Genomic DNA, 17,895 nt, shown 5'->3' on the forward strand with positions numbered 1-17,895 from the left:
GACGCTCTCGACGGCACCAGAAACTACCGCGGCCAGCTACACACCCCGGACACGGTGACGCGCAACGGGCTCTAGTGCCGTATCAAGCAACGTTGGGTAGGTAATCGGGTCTGCGGATTGTGGAGTTGACGGCGAAGTGGCGTTTGGGGTGGCTGTGGCGGTTGCGCCAGCGGAGGTAGCCGGCGATGGCGGCTTCCTGAGTGGCGTGGGTGGGGTAGTCGCTGCCGTCGAGGGTGAAGTAGCGGACCGCGGTGAACTCGCACTCGATCCAGTTCAGCCAGGACGCGTTGGTGGGCGTGTAGACCAGCTCGATCCCGTTGGCCGCACACCAGTCCTGGACCTCGGCTTTGCCGTGTGGTCCGTAGTTGTCACAGATCAGGTAGAGCTTCCCGGCGGGGGAACGGCGGCGCAGCTGCTTGCAGAAGTCGAGGAACTGCGGCCAGCGTTTGCGGTCACGGAACCGGTAGAACAGCTGACCGGTGGCGAGGTCGAGCGCGGCGAACATCTGCCGCACCCCTTTGGTGCGGGTATAGGTCGCGCGCAGGCGAGCCGGTCTGCTTCGGCGGAACCAGCCCCGACCGGGACGGGGCTGCAGGTTCAACGGCCCGAACTCATCGACACAGATCACCCGCCCGTCCGCGGGCGGGTGATCGCAGAGATCGAGGATACGGTCCTTCTTGACCACAAAATCGGGATCCTTGCTGGCTTTCCAGGTCTTCGTCGCCTGCCAGGACAGCCCTCCTTACGCAGGATCTGCCGGACGGTCTCGGTGCTCGCTCTGATCCACGCGTGCTCGGCGAGGTAGCCGACCAGCTTGGTCAGGCTCCAGGTCGTGAACGGCAACCCCAGCTCGACGGGCTTGCACGCGGCGATTCGGCAGATCTGATCACGGGCGGCCAGCCCGAACTTAGCTGGTCGGCCGCCCCTCCATTTTGGGGACAGCGCCGCGAACCCGGACTCGTTGAACGCGTGGATCACCTCCCGCACATACCCCTCCGTCGCGGCGAACATCATCGCGATCTCACCCGCGGACCGGCCTTGTGACGAGGCCAGCACGATCCCGGACCGCCGCAACCGCACCCGATCCGGGCTGACCTCGTGATCTTGACCAGCCGCTGCGCTTCCTCCGGCTCCAACGACCGCGCGAACACCTCCGGCTGACGCGCCATCGGCCTCACCTCCGCGGCCAGCCTCGCGGTCACCGGCGCGGATGTCCACGCGACACGGTTACCACGTCAACGTTCCTTGATGAGGCACTAGCAGCTCTGGCCGAGCGGCCCGACGTCGCCGGAAAACGACGACACTATCGACACCGGAAACTGTCGGTGGCCGGTTGTACGTTCTGGGTGTGGACACTCTCAACGCCACTGTGGCGCTCTTGAAGGAAATCACCGAGTCGAACGTTTTGAAGGAGGTCAATTCCTCGCTGGATAAGTTGGGGGACAAGGATTCCCTGGCTGCCGCGGTGGCGGCGTCGGAGGGGATCGCACGACTGGAGGCGGTCCGGTTCCGTGCGCTGGGGCAGCTGAGCCGTCATCGCGACGGTGCTGCCGGTCTGGCGCAAGAGGTGGCGTTCGAGTTGTCCGTTGTGGACGGTCACGCTGCCGGTCTGGTGTCGACGGCTCAGGCGTTGACGACTCGGTTGCCGCGGACGCTGGGATTGCTGGACCAGGGGCAGGTGGGTGGTTATGGGGCGATGAAGGTCGCCGCCGCCACGGCCTGGTTGTCGGATGAGGACGCCCGCGCCGTGGACGAGGTACTGGAGGACCGGTTGCCGGGCAGGAACTCCGAGCAGATCCGGAAGGCGGCGAATCACGCGGCGATGATGGCCGACCGTGTTGGCGCCGCTCGGCGGGTGGAGCGGCACCGCTCAGGCCGTCGCCTCTCAGTACGCCAGGGCGAGACCGGGGTGGCCTCGATCGAGGTCGAAGACGGCCCGGTCGAGAAAGTCGCCGCCGCCTACACCCGCATCGACCGCGAAGCACGCGCACTCAAAACCGGCGGGGAAACCCGCACTCTGGATCAGTTGCGCGCGGATGTCGCGTTGGATCTCCTGCTGGGCGGTCAGGGCGGGAAGAGCGAACGTGCCGAGGTGTTCCTCTACATGGACCTGCGCACCTACCTCGGACTCAACGATGATCCCGCGGAGATGCCCGGGCACGGCCACATTCCCGCACCGTTGGCCCGGCACATCGCCTCCGGTCCGAACACCGTACTGCGGCGGATCATCACCGACCCGCTTTCCGGGCAGGTCCTCGATCTGGGCCGGGATCGGTATCGGCCGACCGCGGGCCTGGACGAGTTCGTGCGGGTGCGGGACCGCGAATGCCGAAGACCAGGCTGCCACCGTGTCGCCCAAGCGTGCGATCTCGACCATGCGCTGCCGTGGCAGCACGGAGGCCATACCGCAGATACCGAACTGGTGGATCTGTGCCGCCGCGACCACCGGTTGAAAGACGAACCTGGCTGGGACTACCGGCTGACTTCTGACGGGACTCTCACCATCACCACGCCCACCGGGCACAGTTACGACAGCACGCCACCGCCACTGCACGAACCCCGGCCCGAACCACCATTCTGACCCGTCACCGAAAAACGGCAACGGCGCCGTGTCCGTGATCGGCGCCGGCGTGATTGCCGAAATACGACTATGGCTCGGCCGGGGCTGGTGTCCTCTCGTGTCTTTGCAGTGGCGCCTGGCGTGATCACGCTGTGGTCTGCCTGGCACACGACAAAGTGCCATTGCCGGCAACGGCTCGGTCAGAATCCGGTATCCGCTCGCGGCGTCGCGCAGTCTCCCGCAGCGGCGTCGCCAATATACGGCCATGGCTGCGCGACTGAGACCCGAGAGGTCGACGTGACCGCGGTCGTCAGCCCCTCAACGCGCCGCGCATGACACCGTCGACCACCTTCCTGGCCAGCAGGATGAACAGCACGATGACCGGCAGTACACCGATCGTGGCCGCGGTGAGCATCAGCGAGTAGTCGGTGAAGTAGCCGCTGGCCAGCCGCGACAACGCCACCTGGACGGTCGGGTGCGCGTTGGGGTCGAGCACGATCAACGGCCAGAAGAAGTCGTTCCACGCCGTCATGAACGTCAGCATCGCGAGCACCGCGGCCTGGGGCCGGATCGCCGGCAGGGCGACGTTCCAGAACAGCCGCGGCGTCGAACAGCCGTCGACACGACCGGCGTCGAGCAGTTCGCTCGGGATCGCTTCCTCGCACGCCTGGCGCATCCAGAACACGCTGAAGGCGCCGACCAGCCCCGGCACGATCACCGCCTCCAGCCGCCCGTACCAGCCGAGTTCCCCGACCACCAGGTAGAGCGGGATGACCCCGAGCTGGGCGGGCACCATCGCGGTGCCGATCACGACCAGGAAGAGCGAGTCGCGGCCGGGGAAACGCAGCCGCGCGAAGGCGAATCCGGCCATGCTGGAGAGCAGGACGTTCGACACCGTGACCGTGCCCGCGACGATCAGCGAGTTCTGCATCGCCAGCCAGAAGTCGACGGTGTCGAAGACCCTGCCCACGTTCTCGACCAGGTTGCCGCCGGGCAGCAGTGGCGGGGTGGTCTCGCCGAGGGCGGAATTATCCTTGGAGGACACCACGAACGACCAGTACAGCGGGAAGATCGAGGCGATGCCGACGGCGAGCAGCAGCCCGTAGACGACGAATCCGGTCCTTTGCCTGGCCGCCACGCCTCACTCACCGCCCCGGATGCGGCGCACGAGCGAGAAGTTGACCAGCGCGAACCCGGCCGAGAGCAGGAAGAGCAGCCACGCGATGGCCGCCGCGTATCCGGCGTCGAACTCGCCGAACCCCTTCTCGTACAGGTACATGGCCAGCGTCTGGAACTGCCTGTCTGCGCCGCCTGTCCCGGCGGTGCCGGAATCGTCGAACAACTGCGGCTCGGCGAACAGCTGCAACCCGCCGATGGTCGAGACGACGACGGTGAAGGCGATGGTCGGCCGGATCGCGGGCACGGTGATCGACCAGAAGGTCCGCCAGCGCGAGGCGCCGTCGAGCATGGCGGCGTCGTAGCGCTCCTGCGGCACGGACTGCATGGCCGCGAGGTAGAGCAGCGCGTTGTAGCCGGTCCAGCGCCACATCACCATCACGCTCACCGCGACATGCGAGGCGAACCGGTCCGACCGCCAGTCCACCGGGTCGAGCCCCACCAGGCCCAGCACCCAGTTGACGAGGCCGTAGTCCTCGGCGAAGAGCTGGCTGAACACCAGTGCCACCGCGACCACCGAGACGACGTTGGGCAACAGCACGCTGGCCCGCCACAGGGTCCGCGCGCGCAACGGCCGGTCGAGCAGCGCGGCGAGCCCGAGCGCGCCCAGCAGCTGCGGGACGGTCGAAAGCACGAAAATGCTGACGGTGTTGAAGAGCGCGTTGTAGAAGTGCGGGTCCTGGAGCAGGACGGCGAAGTTGCCGAGCCCGGCGAACCCGGTGTCGCCGTTGACCAGATGCCAATGGTGCAGCGCCACCCAGGCGGTGTAGAGCAGCGGGAAGAGACCGAAAACGCCGAAGAGGACGTAGAACGGCGCTGTCATCAGGTATCCGGCGAGCCGCTCGCCCGTACGCCTCAAACGGCGATCACCTTGACGCCGGTCCGGGTGATCTCGTCGGCCGCCTGGGGATCGACGCCGATGTCGGTGATCAGGGTGTCGACGTCATCGAGGTCGCCGAAGCGGGCGAAGTGGTCGTTGCCGACCTTGGTGTGATCGGCCAGCAGCACCGTCCGCCGCGCGGACGCGATGGCCGCGCGCTTCACCATCGCCTCGGCGGTGTCCGGCGTGGTGAGCCCACGCTCGACGGAAAGGCCGTTGGCGCCGATGAAGGCGAGGTCGACGTAGGTGTCCTTGAGGGCGTTGAGCGCCCAGCTGTCGACCGAGGCCATGGTGTGCCCGCGAAGCCGTCCGCCGACCAGCATCACCGTGATGCCGGGCCGGTTGGCGAGAGCGAACGCGTTGGGCAGCGAAGGGGTGACCACGGTCAGCTCACGATCGGCGGGGATGAGGTTCGCCAGCCGTCCCACGGTGGTGCCCCCGTCCAGCAGGATCGCGCCCTCGGTGGGGACCTGGTCCAGCGCGGCGAGGGCGATACGGTCCTTTTCCGCGGTCATCACCGCGTCACGGGCGTCGAGCCCCGGCTCGATGCCCAGCCGTTCGACCGGGATCGCGCCGCCGTGCACCCGTCGCACCACACCGCTGCGTTCCAGCGCCGTCAGGTCGCGGCGGACGGTCTCGCTGGTGATCTCGAAAGCGGCCGCGAGCGTCGCCACGTCGACACGGCCGTTCTGCCGGGCCTGCTTGAGAATGGCACGCTGCCGCTCTTCGGCGTACAACGCCTCACCTCCTGCCCTGGCGGATGAGCGGTCAAGGCGACACTAGTTGGTTTCTCGCCGGTCCGACAACGGAACCACCCCTAAACCGGGCCCCTTCTCCGGGGCTCTGTCCACTGAGGACACAGTGCCGAGTGGACTTTTGCCCGGCGTTGCCCGAACCGCCGCCGGCGCTGCCCCTTCGAGCACTCCGGACAAGTCCGGCGAACGGCGGATTTACAACGTTGTATCAACGATGTAAATCTGATCGGACCGGGTCAGGAAAGGGGAAACCCCATGTCAGTCCCCCGCCGCAACTTCCTCAAGGCCACCGTCGCGACCGGGCTGGCCGTCGGTATCGGCACCCCAGCCGAAGCCGCGGCCACCGCCGCCGCGCCGCCGTACGTCGCCAACCGCGCACCACTGCTGCCCGCTCCCCTGCTGCGGCTCCCGCCAGGCTCGGCGAAGGCCGGCGGCTGGCTGGCCACCCAGCTCCGCAAGCAGCTCGACGGGCTCAACGGCCGCTATCAGGAGGTCTCGCACTACCTCGCGTTCGACAACACCGGCTGGACGCGCCCCGCACTGAAGGGCTGGGAGGAGGTGCCGTACTGGCTGCGCGGGTACGGCGACCTCGGCTACGTCACCGGCGACGCCCGTGTCCTCGCCGACACGCGCCGCTGGATCGACGCCGTGCTCGCCACCCAGGCCACGGACGGCTTCTTCGGACCGTCCGAACTGCGCACCCGGCAATCGGGCCACGCGGATCTGTGGCCGCACATGCCGATGCTGCACGCGCTGCGCTCTCACGAGGAGTACACAAAGGACACTCGCGTCGTCCCGTTCCTCAGCCGGTACTTCCGGTTCATGGCGGCACAACCGGTGTCCGTGTACACCGACGGCTGGGGCCACACCCGCTGGGCCGACACGATCGACGTCGTCTACTGGCTCTACAACCGCACCGGCGAGGCGTTCCTGCTGGACCTGGTCCGCACCATCCACCGACATTCGGCGAACTGGGTGGACAACCTGCCGACCGGGCACAACGTCAACATCACCCAGGGCTTCCGCGAGCCGGGCCAGTTCTGGGTCCTCTCCGGTGATCCCGCGCACCGCGCGAGCGCCTACGCGAACTACGACCGGATCCAAGGGCGTTACGGCCAGTTCCCGGGCGGCGGTTTCGCCGGCGACGAGAACGTCCGGCCCGGCTACGACGATCCGAGGCAGGGCTTCGAAACCTGCGGGATCGTCGAGTACATGATGAGCCACGAGATCCTCGCCAGGACGACCGGCGACCCCGTCTGGGCCGACCGCGTCGAGGAACTCGCGTTCAACCTGCTTCCGGCCGCGCTGGACCCGGCCGGTCGCGGCGTGCACTACGTGACGTCGGCGAACGGGATCCAGCTCGACAGGCAGCCGAAGACGTTGAGCCAGTTCGACAACGACTTCACCATGCAGGCGTACGAGCCGGGTATCGACAACTACCGCTGCTGTCCGCACAACTACGGGATGGGCTGGCCGTACTACGTCGAAGAGATGTGGCAGGCCACGGCGGGCGGCGGCCTCTGCGCGATGCTGTACGGCGCGTCCACGGTGACCGCGAAGGTCGCCGGCGGCACTTCGGTGACAGTCACCCAGGCGACCGCCTACCCGTTCTCGGACACCGTCACGTTCACCTTCTCGCTGCCGAAGCCGACGGAATTCCCTTTCCAGGTCAGGATCCCCGGCTGGTGCCCGGCACCGGCTCTGTCGGTCAACGGCGGACCGGTCGCGGTGAGCAGCGGCCCTCGCTACGAAACCGTCCGCCGGGTGTGGCGTACCGGCGACCGCGTCACCCTGCGGCTGCCGATGACCACGCGCACGCGGACCTGGTCGCGCAACCACAACTCCGTCTCGGTCGACCGCGGGCCGCTGACGTACTCCCTCGCGATCCAGGAAAACTGGACTCGGGTCGCGGGTGACGAACAATGGCCAGTCCACGAGGTCCGGCCCGGATCGGCGTGGAACTACGGTCTGGTGCCGCAGGCCGCGTTCACGGTCATCGCGGCGGGCGGGAATCCGCTCGACCCGTTCACCCCGGCTAACAGCCCGGTCCGGCTCACCACCGACGCCCAGCGCATCGACGGGTGGCAGGCGAGCGAGCAGGACGTGATCGACGAACTGGCCGACAGCCCCGTCGCCGTGACGACTCCTGTCCAGCGCGTGACCCTGATCCCGATGGGCGCCGCGCGGCTGCGGGTGACGTCGTTCCCGAGGACCGGCGGTTCCCGGCCCTGGCGGTCCGGCTGGACCCGGATCGAGAACCGCAACTCCGGCAAACTCCTCGGCGTCGACCGGATGTCCACGGCGGACTCCGCACAGGTCGTCCAGTTCCACGACAACGGCACCGCGGACCATTTGTGGCGGCTGCTGGACAACGGGGACGGCTGGTTCCGCGTCAAGAACCGCAACTCCGGCAAGGTCCTCGGCGTCGACCGGATGTCGACGGCGAACTCGGCGCGGGTCGTGCAGTTCCACGACAACGGCACCGCGGACCATTTGTGGCGGCTGCTGGACAACGGGGACGGCTGGTTCCGGCTCCAGAACCTCAACTCCGGCAAGGTTCTCGGCGTGGACCTGATGTCCACGGCGGACTCGGCGATCGTCGTCCAGTTCGACGACAACGGGACCTCTGACCACCTTTGGCGGCTGCTGGACTAGGCGTGAAGGCTTTCGGTGCCGCCCCCACCTCATCCCCCGCTACGCCTTCGGGAGACTCCCACTCGACCCCGGAGCGTGTCGCGAAAGCCACTTTCGCGACGTCTGATGTCCCGAAAGTGGCTTTCGCGACATGGCCGCCGGTCAATCGGAGGCCTTCACGGACTTCAGGAGGGGCACGCGGTGCCGGTGCTGAGCGCGCCGGACTTCGGGAGGCTACGGCTCGCCGCGTCCGCGATCTTCTGCACGATGAGCGGCTGGCCGTCCGGAGACTTCGTCGTGGGATTGACCGAGTACGCCACGATCCTGGACAGGTCGCAGGTGGCGAAGATCCCGCTCGCGTAGCCGTACCGGCTGCCGGTCTTCCCCCAGACGGTGATCCCGTTCAGGCTCAGCTTCATCAGGCCCTGGCTGTAGCTCGCCCGGCCGCTGCCGTCGAACATGGGCACATCCGGCACGGCGAACAGGCGCGGCATCACGGCGGGGCCGAGCAGCCGTCCCCGGAACAGGCCGGTGATGAACTTGTCGAGGTCCTCGGCCGTGGAGATGATCGCGCCGGCGGCACCGGGGATGGACTGGTTCATCTCGGTGACGTCGATCCGTTTGTCGCCCACGTCCAGATAACCGCGCGCGGCCGGGTTCGGCAGGCGCGGGTCGTCCTCCGGATAGTAGGTGTGCCCGAGGCCGAGCGGAGCGGTGATGCGATCACGCAGGTTGCGCGAGTACGACTTCCCCGTCACCTTCTCGACGAGCATCCCCGCCGTGACGTAGGCGGTGTTGGTGTACTTCTGTGCCGTACCGGGCTGGAAGTCGATCGGGTGGCGCAGCGCGGTGTCCACCACCCGGCGCGGGCTCCAGTGCTCGTAGCGGTGCGCGAGGATCCACTTCGACTCGTAGAGACCGGGGATGTCCACCGACGGCAGCCCGGAGGTGTGGTCGAGCAGGGTGCGCACGGGGATCGGCGGATAGTCCGCCGGGAGCACCCCGGGGAGGTATCGCTGCACGGGCTGTTCGAGGTCGATCCGGTGTTCCTGCGCCAGCTGCAGCACCATGACGGCGGTGTAGACCTTGGTGGTGCTGCCGATCCGGAAGAACCCGTCCGGCCGGACGGGGGCATGGGTGCGGACGTCGGACTCCCCGGAGGTGCCGGACCAGGAACCCGAGTCGCCGGTGACCCGGACCAGCGCCCCCGTCGTGTCCTTGTCGGGCAGGTCCTTGATCGCCGCCGACAACGCGGCGGGATCGGGCCTTCCGAGGTCGGACGCCGCGGCGGCCGGCACCGAAGTGAGGGCCGCCGCGACGGCGACGAATGCTGTGACAACCGGTAGCTTCATGTCACACATGATGTCCGCGCCGGGCAGCGGGGACATCAGGGAAATACCCGGTCTTCGAAGATCAGGGTCACTCCACGGTGACCGACTTCGCGAGGTTCCGGGGCTTGTCGATGTCGTGGCCGAGGATCAGCGCGGCGTGGTAGGCGAGCAGTTGCAGCGGGATCGTGAGCAGGATCGGGTCGAGTTCCGGTTCCGAACGCGGGACCACGAACCGCGGCACGTCGAGATCGCCGAAGTCCACGTCGTCGTGGGTGATCGCCAGGACCTGGCCCTTGCGCGCCTTGATCTGCTGCATCGCGGCGATGTTGCGGTCGGCGAGGTTGTCGGACGGCACGATCGCGACCGTCGGCAGCGCCTCGTCGATCAGCGCGAGCGGGCCGTGCTTGAGTTCCGAGGTCTGGTAGGCCTCCGCGTGCCGGTACGAGATCTCCTTGAACTTCTGCGCACCCTCCCGCGCCACCGGGAAGCCCCGGACCCGGCCGATGAAGAACAGGCTCCGCGCATCCGCGCAGATCTTGGCGTGCTCGGCGATCTGGGACTCCGCCTCGACGATGGTGGCGACCTGCCGGGGCAGGGCCCGGATCGCCGCGACGATGCGCTGTCCGTCCGCATTGGACAGATCGCGGACACGGCCCAGCGCCAGCGCGATCATCGCGAAGCCGACGGCCATGTTGGTGAGCGCCTTGGTCGAGGCGACGGCGATCTCCGGACCGGCGTGCAGGTACAGGCCGCCGTCGCAGGCCCGCGCGATCGTCGAGCCGACGACGTTGACGAGGCCGACCACCCGGCCGCCCTTGCGCTTGACCTCTTCGACGGCGAACGCGGTGTCCGCGGTCTCGCCGGACTGGCTGACCGCGATGTAGAGCGTGTCCGCCTCGATGATGGGGTTGCGGTAGCGGAACTCGGACGCGGCCTCCGCGTCGGCCGGGACCCGCGCGAGGTCCTCGATCATCGTCGCGCCGATCTGGCCCGCGTAGTAGGCCGAGCCACAGCCGAGGATCTTCACCCTCGCGAAACCGCGCAGGTCACGGGGAGTCAGGTTCAGACCGTCCAAACGGGACACTCCGAACCGGTCGTCGAGACGGCCCCGGATCATGCGCTCCAGGCACTCGGGCTGCTCCTGGATCTCCTTGTACATGTAATGCCGGTGGCCGCCGAGATCGAGGTCGTCGGCCTGGATGTCGATCTCGGTCGCGGCCTTGCCGGTGTCGCTCTCGTCGACGGTGAAGGTGCGGTAGCCCGTGGCCGAGACGCTGGCGAACTCGCCGTCGTCGAGGTGCACCACCTGCGAGGTGTGCCGGACCAGCGCGGACAGGTCGCTGGCCACGAACATCTCCCGGTCGCCGACGCCGATGATCAGCGGCGAACCGTTCCGCGCGACCACGACGCGGTCGGGGTGCTCGGTGTCGGTCACCGCGATCGCGTAGGTACCGGTGACGCGGGAAACGGCCTCGACGACAGCGTCTTCGAGGGTCTTCGCGCCCGACCTCGCGATGAGGTGGGCGAGCACCTCGGTGTCGGTCTCGGAGGTCAGCGTCACCCCGACCTGGCCGAGCTGCTCGCGCAGGGCGTCGGCGTTGTCGATGATCCCGTTGTGCACCACGGAGATCCGGCCGTCCTCGGAGACGTGCGGATGGGCGTTCGCCTCGGTCGCCGGGCCGTGCGTCGCCCACCGCGTGTGCCCGATGCCGACCTTGCCGGCGAGCCGCTTCGGCAGGGCCGCCGTCAGGTTCCGCACCCGCCCCACGATCCTGTGCACCTGGGCGCCTTTACCGCCCAGCACGGAGATCCCGGCCGAGTCGTAGCCGCGGTATTCCAGCCGCGTCAGCCCCTCGATCAGGATGGGGGCGGCGTTCTGGCCGCCGATGTAGCCGACGATTCCGCACATGAAGAGTCAACCTCACAAAGAAAACGGACGGGGTACGCGAAGACCGGGCGTGTTCCGTCAGCCGTAGACGATGCGGCGCAGTTGCCGCTCGGACAGGTCGGGAGGCGCGACAAGGCGACGGCTCAGTTCCTCGGCGACGAGCGGGAAGATCTCGGGGTTCTTCCTGCCCTCGGCCTGCAACTGGGCGTGCCGCGACCGGACGTACTGCTCGACCGACTGCCGGTAGAACGCCAGGACGTCCTCGACGACACGGGCGGCGATGGCCGTCGACAGACCCGTCGACAAGGCCACCTGCTCGACAATGTCCGCGTCCTCCACTGGACCCATCATGCACATCGAGACCCTGAAGCGCCAGTTCTTGCCCGAAATCGGGCAAGAACTGGCGTTTTCACGATCGACCTCCGGCTCCGCGCACAAACCCAACCCCACTGGCAGAAGGTGTGCGGCAGTGAACAAACGAGGTGCTCCATCGGAGTGGCGGTACCAGCTCGTGCTACTGCGACCTCGATCCCGCGACCAGACTGGACGCATGGCAGGTCAGCCCCACTCGAACAGAGCAGCTCCTAGCGGCTCTGACCTCTCCGATCCCGCTCAGGCCGTAGTGCCACGACAGCTGCCACTGGCCGTTCGGGACTTCACCGGCCGAGCCGACCAAGTGACCGCTCTCGATGCGTTGCTCTCCGGCAACGGACCCGCGAGCGGCTTGGACGCCGTGGTGATCTCGGCCTTGGACGGCGCAGCCGGGATCGGCAAGACCACCTTGGCGGTCCACTGGGCACATCGGGTCCAGCACCGTTTCCCCGACGGGACCCTGTATGTCAACCTGCGAGGCTACGGCCCTGGCGAACCCTCGACCCCTGGCGAGGTCCTGGACGGCTTTCTTCGTGCTTTGGGCACGCCTCCCAGCCGCATGCCACAAGGCGTCGAGGCGCAGGCGGGCTTGTACCGTTCCTTACTGGCGGGCCGCCGAATCTTGATTTTGCTCGACAACGCCAACAGCGCGGACCAGGTACGACCTCTTCTGCCGGCCACGGCCGGCTGCATGGCGATCGTGACCAGCCGGGACAGCCTCACCGGTTTGGTCGTCACCGAGTCGGCCACCCGCATCACCCTGGATCTCCTCAGCTCAGGCGAAGCGAGGGAACTGGTGACCGGGATCATCGGCCCGGATCGGGCCGCGGAAGAACCCGCCGCCGTCGCCGAATTGATCAGGCTCTGCGCCCGGCTGCCCTTGGCCCTGCGGATCGCCGCAAGCCGCTTGACCATCGATGAACCTATCAAGGTCGCAGACGTCATCGGTGAACTGACCGAAGACGGCGAGCTACTCGATGCCTTGAGCAGCTCAGGGGACGAGCGCGCCGCCATCCGCGCGGTATTCGATTCGTCCTATCAGCGACTCACCACGGAACAGGCGAAGATATTCCGAAGATTGGGCCTTCATCCGGGTCCTGACCTGAGTCAGCACGCCGCCGCGGCTCTCGGTGGCCTCGACCTGAAGAACGCTCGCAGGCTCCTCAAAGCTCTCACGGCGACGCACTTGATCGAACAGGTGGCCGCCCATCGCTATCGCTTCCACGATCTGCTTCGCGCCTATGCGGCCGAACAAGCCGATCTCCACGACGGCTTCGAAACATGCGACCTCGCCCTGGAGTCACTTCTCGACTGGTATGTGCGCACCGCCTATGCCTGCGATGCACTGGTCTTCCCAGCTCACACGAGGCTTCCGCTGCACGCTACGGCACCGTCACCGCCGCCACCGTTCGACGATCAACAGGGAGCGATGGCCTGGCTCATGGCGGAGGGTTTCAATTGCCTTGCCGTTCTGCGGTTCGCCGCGAACTCCGGGAGATACCCGCACAGCGTCTCCCTGGCGCACAACTGTCGCTTTCTCATTCTCCTCGGCAACCTCAGCGACTGGCTCGACGTCGGTGGCACAGGGCTGCGAGCCGCACAAAGGTCACAGGACAAGCTCGCCGAAACATACTTCCTCGTCGGACGCGCAGAGGCCTTCACGATGCTGAGACGCTGGGATGAGGCCTTGGCCGAGCTTGACAACGCCTTGCCGCTGACACGAACGCTGGAAGACAAGAGCAGGCTGTCGGTCGTCTTCAATGGCCTTGGCTGGCTTTGCAGCGAACGAGGACGATACGAACAGGCCCTCGATCACCTTTTCGAAGCGTTGCGCTGGGTTCGAAAAGGCGAACGGATGGAAGCCGTCATCGAAGGCAACATCGGGTGCGCGTACGGTGCCCTGCGACACTTTCGACAGGCCTTCGAGCACAGCGAACGCGGACTCGCCCTGCGTCGTCAAGTCGGCGACCACCTCGGTGAGGTCGGTTCGATGAACGCCATCGCCCAGCTTCACCAGGGGCTCGGCGACCACGACAAGACCATCGAACTTTGCCGCGCCGCCATCGCCCAAGCCAGGGCGATTCGCGCTCCCCTCTCCATCGCGAACCCGTTGGACACGATGGCCGCCTCTCTTCGTGAGATGGGTAAACCCGTGGAGGCCATCGCGTGCTGGCGGGAAGCAATGACGCTTTTCGACAGCTACGGCAACAAACATCGCGCCGACCAAGCTCGAACTCAGATCAGCGCCACAGACTGATCAGTCGACTACTTGCGGGAGTCCCGGATCGCCGTCACCAGCCCGGTGGCCAGTTCCGCCCGCTCCACCATCGACCCCACCAGCAGGTACTCGTGATCCGCGTGCGCGCCTCCCCCGACAGCGCCCAGCCCGTCGAGGGTCGGGACGCCGATCGCCGCCGTGAGATTTCCGTCGCTCCCGCCGCCGACGGCCACACCGGCGACTCCGGGCAGCAGTCGTTCCGCGATGGCGAAGAGGTCCACGGCGGCCGACTCGGGCATCGGCGGCCGGTGGATCCCGCCTCGCACCTCGATTTCCGCCCCGTCGAGACGCGGGGTGAGCGCGGCGAACCCGGCCTCGACGCGCTCCTGCTCCTCGGCGGACTCGACCCGGACGTCGACCACCACGGTCGCGGAGGCGGGCACGACGTTGCTCGCCGTTCCCGCCGAAGCGACGGTCGGGGTGACGGTCGTCCCGATTTCGGGCCTGCCGAGCGCGACGATGTCCAGCACCTGATGCGCGGCTTCGGTCAGCGCGTTCACGCCGGCCTCCGGTTCGAGACCGGCGTGCGACGCCCGGCCGGTGATGACGACCTCGAAAGTGCCGCATCCCTTGCGGCCGATCTTGAGGCCGCCCCCGTCGGCCGCGCCTTCGAACACGAGCACCGTGCCGCACGCGCGGGCGCGATCCTCGATGAGCGCCCGGGATTCGTGCGAGCCCGTCTCTTCGTCGGCCGTCACCAGGATCTCGACCCCGGTCAGGTCTCCGAGCGCCGCCAGGCCGTGGATCGCCTGCACCAGCCCGCCGAGCATGTCGAACACCCCGGGGCCGGTCACGCGGTCGCCGGTCACCGCGAACGGGCGGCGGGCCAGCGTGCCGATCGGGAACACGGTGTCGTGGTGCCCCAGGATCAACACGCGCGGCTCACCACCGCCGGACCACCGGACATGCGGCCCCGCCGCACTTTCCACCAGGGTCGCCGTTCCGCCGAGGCGGGTTTCGAGGAGGGCGGCCACCGCCCGGGCCGACGTCGTCAGAGCCTCGATGTCACCCGACGGCGACTCGATTTCGACGAGCGTCCTGAGGTCTTCGATCATAGCGTCGACAGTCATACCGACACTTTCTCAGGCGGCCCCGACGGGCACGGCCTCGTCCTCGCTCAAGCGTTCGGTCTTGGTCCAGCTGTTGCGGCGGGCGAGCACGCGGAACAGGGCCCGCCAGGTCGCGATCACGCCTAGCACCAGGAATCCCGGATAGAGAAGCCCCGCGAGCAGGCACCGATGGAGCGGTTCCTCGCCGAGCCGCAGCCGGTGCACGACCGCCCACACCAGACCGGGCACCAGCAGCACGGCCACGCCGATCAAGGCCGCGCCCGGCAACGCCGACGGCGGCGCGATCAGCCCGCCCAAGGTGACACCCGACCAGGAAGCGACGAGCGTGCCCGCGAACAACAGTGAAACCACCAAGGACAACGGCACGGTCAGCCACGGCGTCACGAGATAGGCGAGGAAGTCCAAGAGACCGATACTGCCCACATGCCGCGAAGTCAGCAATTCCCGCAAATGCCTCGCACATTGCAAATTTCCCTGCGCCCATCGGGTGCGTTGCCGTAACAAACGGCGCAGATCGACGAGGCCCTGCTGAGTGACCCAGGCCGATTTCACATAACGCATCCGGATACCGGCGACGTGCAGCCTCAGCCCGAGTTCGAGATCCTCGACCAGACAGTCCGACCAAGGGGCCGGATCGAAGCGGCGCAGCACACCGAGTCTCGTGAATTGGCCGTTTCCACCCATTCCGACACTGCCCGCGAGATCGCGCAGGCTTTGCGACGCGTCGGCGACCGCACCGAACTCCAAATCCTGCAACAAAGCGAGCACACTGCGTCGATTGTGAATACGCACCCGGCATTGCACGGCGCCGATGCCACGGTCGCCGAACACGTCGGCCACCTCGCGCAGCATTCCCGGGCTGCCCCGGCCGTCCCCGTCGATGATGCCGACGATCGTCCTCGGCACGCTTCCCTCGGCTTCGCACAACCGGAGGATGTAGCGGTAGCCGGCGTTCAGCGCCTCGCCCTTGCCCTTCCGGGCCTGCGGGAGATCACGGCGCAGGACGTGCAGGCGCGGGTCCGTCACCTCGCGGAGGACGCCCGGCGTGCCGTCGTCCGAGCCGTCGTCGATGACCAGGACGCGCACCGGATTCCGTTTCGTGCCAAGCGAAAGCGCGTTGCGGACGGTGTTGCCGACCACTCGTTCCTCGTTGAGCGCGGGGATGACGATCCAGAACTCCAGCCCCTCGCCGCGCGCGGCCACGGACCGGCGCGGGCGCCCGGTGCGCCACGCGAACGCCGCGAGCAGGATGTTGTGCGCCGGCCACCACAGGAGCAACAGCATCATGGTCGCGGCGAAGGCGGGATTCGTCATGAGCGGGTGGTTCAGTCCTTCAAGCGAAGGTGCAGCGAACGCGCCATGAGCAGCAGGGCGATCGCCCCGATCACCGCCGCGAGCACGGTGCTCACCGTCGCGCCGGCCATCGTCGCGCCGATTCCGAGCGCGGAAACCTTGACCGGGCCCACCGGCACCATCGACATGTCTTTCCTTCGGGCAAGGGGCGCCACAAACATCTACTCACAGTTTTCACACCGTGAGCGAAGGGTCACCCTTGGAAGCGATATTCAGCCTTTCGGGTGGGTACAGTACCCCGTCTGTGTTAACGTTCGCGGGCGACGATCCCCCGTAAAGGTGACTATCAGTTAGTGATCCTCGCCTCACCTACCAGTCTTTCGTGACTTCAACGACGAATTCACGCCGTACCTAAGCGCGAACCCGGAAGAAGGACCAGGTGCGTAACGCACAGAACGAGACCGACGTCATGCCCGAAATCTGGCTGGTCGCGGGAACCCGCCCGGAAGCCGTGAAACTGGCTCCGGTGGCCAGGGCATTGGCTTCCGAAGGCCGGATGCGGCCCGTGATCGTCGCCACGGGACAGCATCCGGAAATGGTCGGCCAGGCCTTGGCGACCTTCGGGTTGACGGCGGATGAAAACCTGACCCTGAACCGGCGAACAGGTTCCCAACCGGAACTCCTTTCCGGCCTCCTGACGGGTCTGGAAGAAGTGGCCGAGCGGCGGCCGCCCGCCGCCGTGGTCGTCCAAGGCGACACGACGACCACCTTGGCCGGAGCGCTCACCGCTTTCTGGCGTCGCGTGCCCGTCGTGCACCTCGAGGCGGGCCTCCGCTCGTTCGACCTTGGCGCGCCGTTCCCGGAGGAGTTCAACCGGAAACTGGTGACCCAGGCCGCCGCCCTCCACCTAGCCCCCACTCCCGACGCCGCCGCGAACCTGCTGGCCGAGGGAGTGCCCGGCGAGACCGTGCTCGTGGCCGGGAACACCGTCGTCGACGCGATCCTCACGGTGACGGACAAGGCCACCACGGTGCACAACCCGGAACTGGCGACACTGCTCGAAAACGCGACCCGCGGCGCGGTCAAGCTGATGCTGGTCACCCTCCACCGCCGCGAATCCTGGGGCGAGCCGATGCGGCGGGTCCTGCGCGCGGTGGCCGAACTGACGGCCGCGGATCCGGAACTTCGGGTGGTGCTTCCCGCGCATCCGAACCCGGAGGTGCGAAACCTGGTCCGCGAGGAACTGGCGGACACGCCGGGCGCGCTGATCACCGGCCCGCTGCCGTATCCCGAACTGGCGGCGACCCTGGCCGCCAGCACCCTCGTGCTCTCCGATTCCGGCGGCATCCAGGAAGAGGCGCCCACTTTCGGCGTCCCGGTCCTGGTGCTCCGTGACGTCACCGAACGCATGGAAGCCGTGAACGCCGGCTGCGCCCTGCTCGTCGGTACGGATCGCGAAAAGATCGTGTCGGCCGCAAAGCATCTGCTGAACGACCCGGCGGCACGTACGCGGATGATGAGCAGCGGAAACCCGTTCGGAGACGGCGCCGCCGCCGAACGGGCGGAGCAGGCACTCGCGTATCTGCTGGGCCTGGCCGCGGACCTGCCAGCCCCGTTCCGGCCGGCGACCGCGAACGATCCGGTCGAGGTCTGACCCG

General features: G+C 67.6%; 15 protein-coding genes. 4 read left to right on the top strand and 11 right to left on the bottom strand.

Annotated features, from left to right (window positions below; genetic code table 11):
• Window positions 1-82 precede the first annotated feature (82 nt).
• Both ACZ6YV_RS00235 and ACZ6YV_RS00240 read right to left on the bottom strand, forming a co-directional pair.
• Entirely contained in the window at window positions 83-685 is a 603-nt protein-coding gene (locus tag ACZ6YV_RS00235) for an IS630 family transposase (RefSeq protein WP_465507572.1), read from the bottom strand.
• Window positions 625-1,218, bottom strand: a complete 594-nt coding sequence (locus tag ACZ6YV_RS00240; RefSeq protein WP_465507573.1) for a helix-turn-helix domain-containing protein — start codon at window positions 1,216-1,218, stop codon at window positions 625-627. The genes ACZ6YV_RS00235 and ACZ6YV_RS00240 overlap by 61 nt, the downstream gene beginning before the upstream one ends.
• A gap of 151 nt (window positions 1,219-1,369) precedes the next feature.
• Here ACZ6YV_RS00240 and ACZ6YV_RS00245 point away from each other — a divergent pair, with 151 nt between their 5' ends.
• A complete protein-coding gene (locus ACZ6YV_RS00245; RefSeq protein ID WP_465508492.1) occupies window positions 1,370-2,581 on the top strand; it encodes an HNH endonuclease signature motif containing protein in 1,212 nt (403 codons plus the stop codon).
• A gap of 289 nt (window positions 2,582-2,870) precedes the next feature.
• Here ACZ6YV_RS00245 and ACZ6YV_RS00250 read toward each other — a convergent pair whose 3' ends face one another.
• Genes ACZ6YV_RS00250 through ACZ6YV_RS00260 form a run of 3 tightly spaced genes read right to left on the bottom strand, consistent with a single transcriptional unit; the run spans window position 2,871 to window position 5,353 of the window.
• Window positions 2,871-3,698 carry a carbohydrate ABC transporter permease gene (locus ACZ6YV_RS00250; protein ID WP_465507574.1) on the bottom strand — a complete coding sequence of 276 codons (828 nt, stop codon included), beginning with the start codon at window positions 3,696-3,698 and terminating at the stop codon, window positions 2,871-2,873.
• A 3-nt stretch (window positions 3,699-3,701) separates the two neighbouring features.
• Window positions 3,702-4,595, bottom strand: coding sequence for a carbohydrate ABC transporter permease (locus ACZ6YV_RS00255; protein ID WP_465507575.1), 894 nt, complete (start codon window positions 4,593-4,595; stop codon window positions 3,702-3,704).
• Window positions 4,592-5,353, bottom strand: coding sequence for a DeoR/GlpR family DNA-binding transcription regulator (locus tag ACZ6YV_RS00260; protein ID WP_465507576.1), 762 nt, complete (start codon window positions 5,351-5,353; stop codon window positions 4,592-4,594). The genes ACZ6YV_RS00255 and ACZ6YV_RS00260 overlap by 4 nt, the downstream gene beginning before the upstream one ends.
• 273 nt (window positions 5,354-5,626) lie before the next feature.
• On the opposite strand from ACZ6YV_RS00260, the gene ACZ6YV_RS00265 reads away from it, so the two are divergent.
• Complete coding sequence (locus ACZ6YV_RS00265) at window positions 5,627-8,026, top strand: beta-L-arabinofuranosidase domain-containing protein (protein WP_465507577.1); 2,400 nt, start codon at window positions 5,627-5,629, stop codon at window positions 8,024-8,026.
• A 164-nt stretch (window positions 8,027-8,190) separates the two neighbouring features.
• Here ACZ6YV_RS00265 and ACZ6YV_RS00270 read toward each other — a convergent pair whose 3' ends face one another.
• From ACZ6YV_RS00270 to ACZ6YV_RS00280, 3 genes are all read right to left on the bottom strand, one after another.
• Window positions 8,191-9,357, bottom strand: coding sequence for a serine hydrolase domain-containing protein (locus ACZ6YV_RS00270; protein ID WP_465507578.1), 1,167 nt, complete (start codon window positions 9,355-9,357; stop codon window positions 8,191-8,193).
• A gap of 67 nt (window positions 9,358-9,424) precedes the next feature.
• The gene (gene glmS / locus ACZ6YV_RS00275) at window positions 9,425-11,245 is read right to left on the bottom strand and encodes a glutamine--fructose-6-phosphate transaminase (isomerizing) (RefSeq protein ID WP_465507579.1); all 1,821 of its coding nucleotides are present in this window, start codon (window positions 11,243-11,245) and stop codon (window positions 9,425-9,427) included.
• A gap of 57 nt (window positions 11,246-11,302) precedes the next feature.
• Window positions 11,303-11,575 (bottom strand): hypothetical protein, encoded by a 273-nt coding sequence (locus ACZ6YV_RS00280; protein WP_465507580.1) that lies wholly within the window; start codon window positions 11,573-11,575, stop codon window positions 11,303-11,305.
• Window positions 11,576-11,900: 325 nt separating this feature from the next.
• Here ACZ6YV_RS00280 and ACZ6YV_RS00285 point away from each other — a divergent pair, with 325 nt between their 5' ends.
• Entirely contained in the window at window positions 11,901-13,853 is a 1,953-nt protein-coding gene (locus ACZ6YV_RS00285) for an ATP-binding protein (protein ID WP_465507581.1), read from the top strand.
• Between the two features lie 8 nt (window positions 13,854-13,861).
• On the opposite strand, the gene ACZ6YV_RS00290 is transcribed toward ACZ6YV_RS00285, so the two are convergent.
• From ACZ6YV_RS00290 to ACZ6YV_RS00300, 3 genes are read right to left on the bottom strand one after another with little or no spacing between them, the layout of a single operon-like run.
• Entirely contained in the window at window positions 13,862-14,944 is a 1,083-nt protein-coding gene (locus tag ACZ6YV_RS00290) for a M20 family metallopeptidase (RefSeq protein ID WP_465507582.1), read from the bottom strand.
• A 12-nt stretch (window positions 14,945-14,956) separates the two neighbouring features.
• On the bottom strand, window positions 14,957-16,258 hold the full coding sequence (locus ACZ6YV_RS00295) for a glycosyltransferase family 2 protein (RefSeq protein ID WP_465507583.1): 1,302 nt from the start codon (window positions 16,256-16,258) through the stop codon (window positions 14,957-14,959).
• A gap of 11 nt (window positions 16,259-16,269) precedes the next feature.
• Window positions 16,270-16,425, bottom strand: a complete 156-nt coding sequence (locus tag ACZ6YV_RS00300; RefSeq protein WP_465507584.1) for a hypothetical protein — start codon at window positions 16,423-16,425, stop codon at window positions 16,270-16,272.
• A gap of 251 nt (window positions 16,426-16,676) precedes the next feature.
• Here ACZ6YV_RS00300 and wecB point away from each other — a divergent pair, with 251 nt between their 5' ends.
• The gene (gene wecB, locus ACZ6YV_RS00305) at window positions 16,677-17,891 is read left to right on the top strand and encodes a non-hydrolyzing UDP-N-acetylglucosamine 2-epimerase (protein ID WP_465507585.1); all 1,215 of its coding nucleotides are present in this window, start codon (window positions 16,677-16,679) and stop codon (window positions 17,889-17,891) included.
• Window positions 17,892-17,895 lie beyond the last annotated feature (4 nt).

The sequence above is a fragment of the Amycolatopsis sp. NPDC102522 genome, assembly GCF_055584485.1.

Bases quoted from the DNA above. Each gene is read 5' to 3' on its own strand.
- ACZ6YV_RS00270 (WP_465507578.1), bottom strand. From the start codon at position 9,357: ATGAAGCTACCGGTTGTCACAGCATTCGTCGCCGTCGCGGCGGCCCTC.
- ACZ6YV_RS00265 (WP_465507577.1), top strand. From the start codon at position 5,627: ATGTCAGTCCCCCGCCGCAACTTCCTCAAGGCCACCGTCGCGACCGGG.
- ACZ6YV_RS00290 (WP_465507582.1), bottom strand. From the start codon at position 14,944: ATGACTGTCGACGCTATGATCGAAGACCTCAGGACGCTCGTCGAAATC.
- ACZ6YV_RS00300 (WP_465507584.1), bottom strand. From the start codon at position 16,425: ATGTCGATGGTGCCGGTGGGCCCGGTCAAGGTTTCCGCGCTCGGAATC.
- glmS (WP_465507579.1), bottom strand. From the start codon at position 11,245: ATGTGCGGAATCGTCGGCTACATCGGCGGCCAGAACGCCGCCCCCATC.
- ACZ6YV_RS00280 (WP_465507580.1), bottom strand. From the start codon at position 11,575: ATGATGGGTCCAGTGGAGGACGCGGACATTGTCGAGCAGGTGGCCTTG.
- ACZ6YV_RS00295 (WP_465507583.1), bottom strand. From the start codon at position 16,258: ATGACGAATCCCGCCTTCGCCGCGACCATGATGCTGTTGCTCCTGTGG.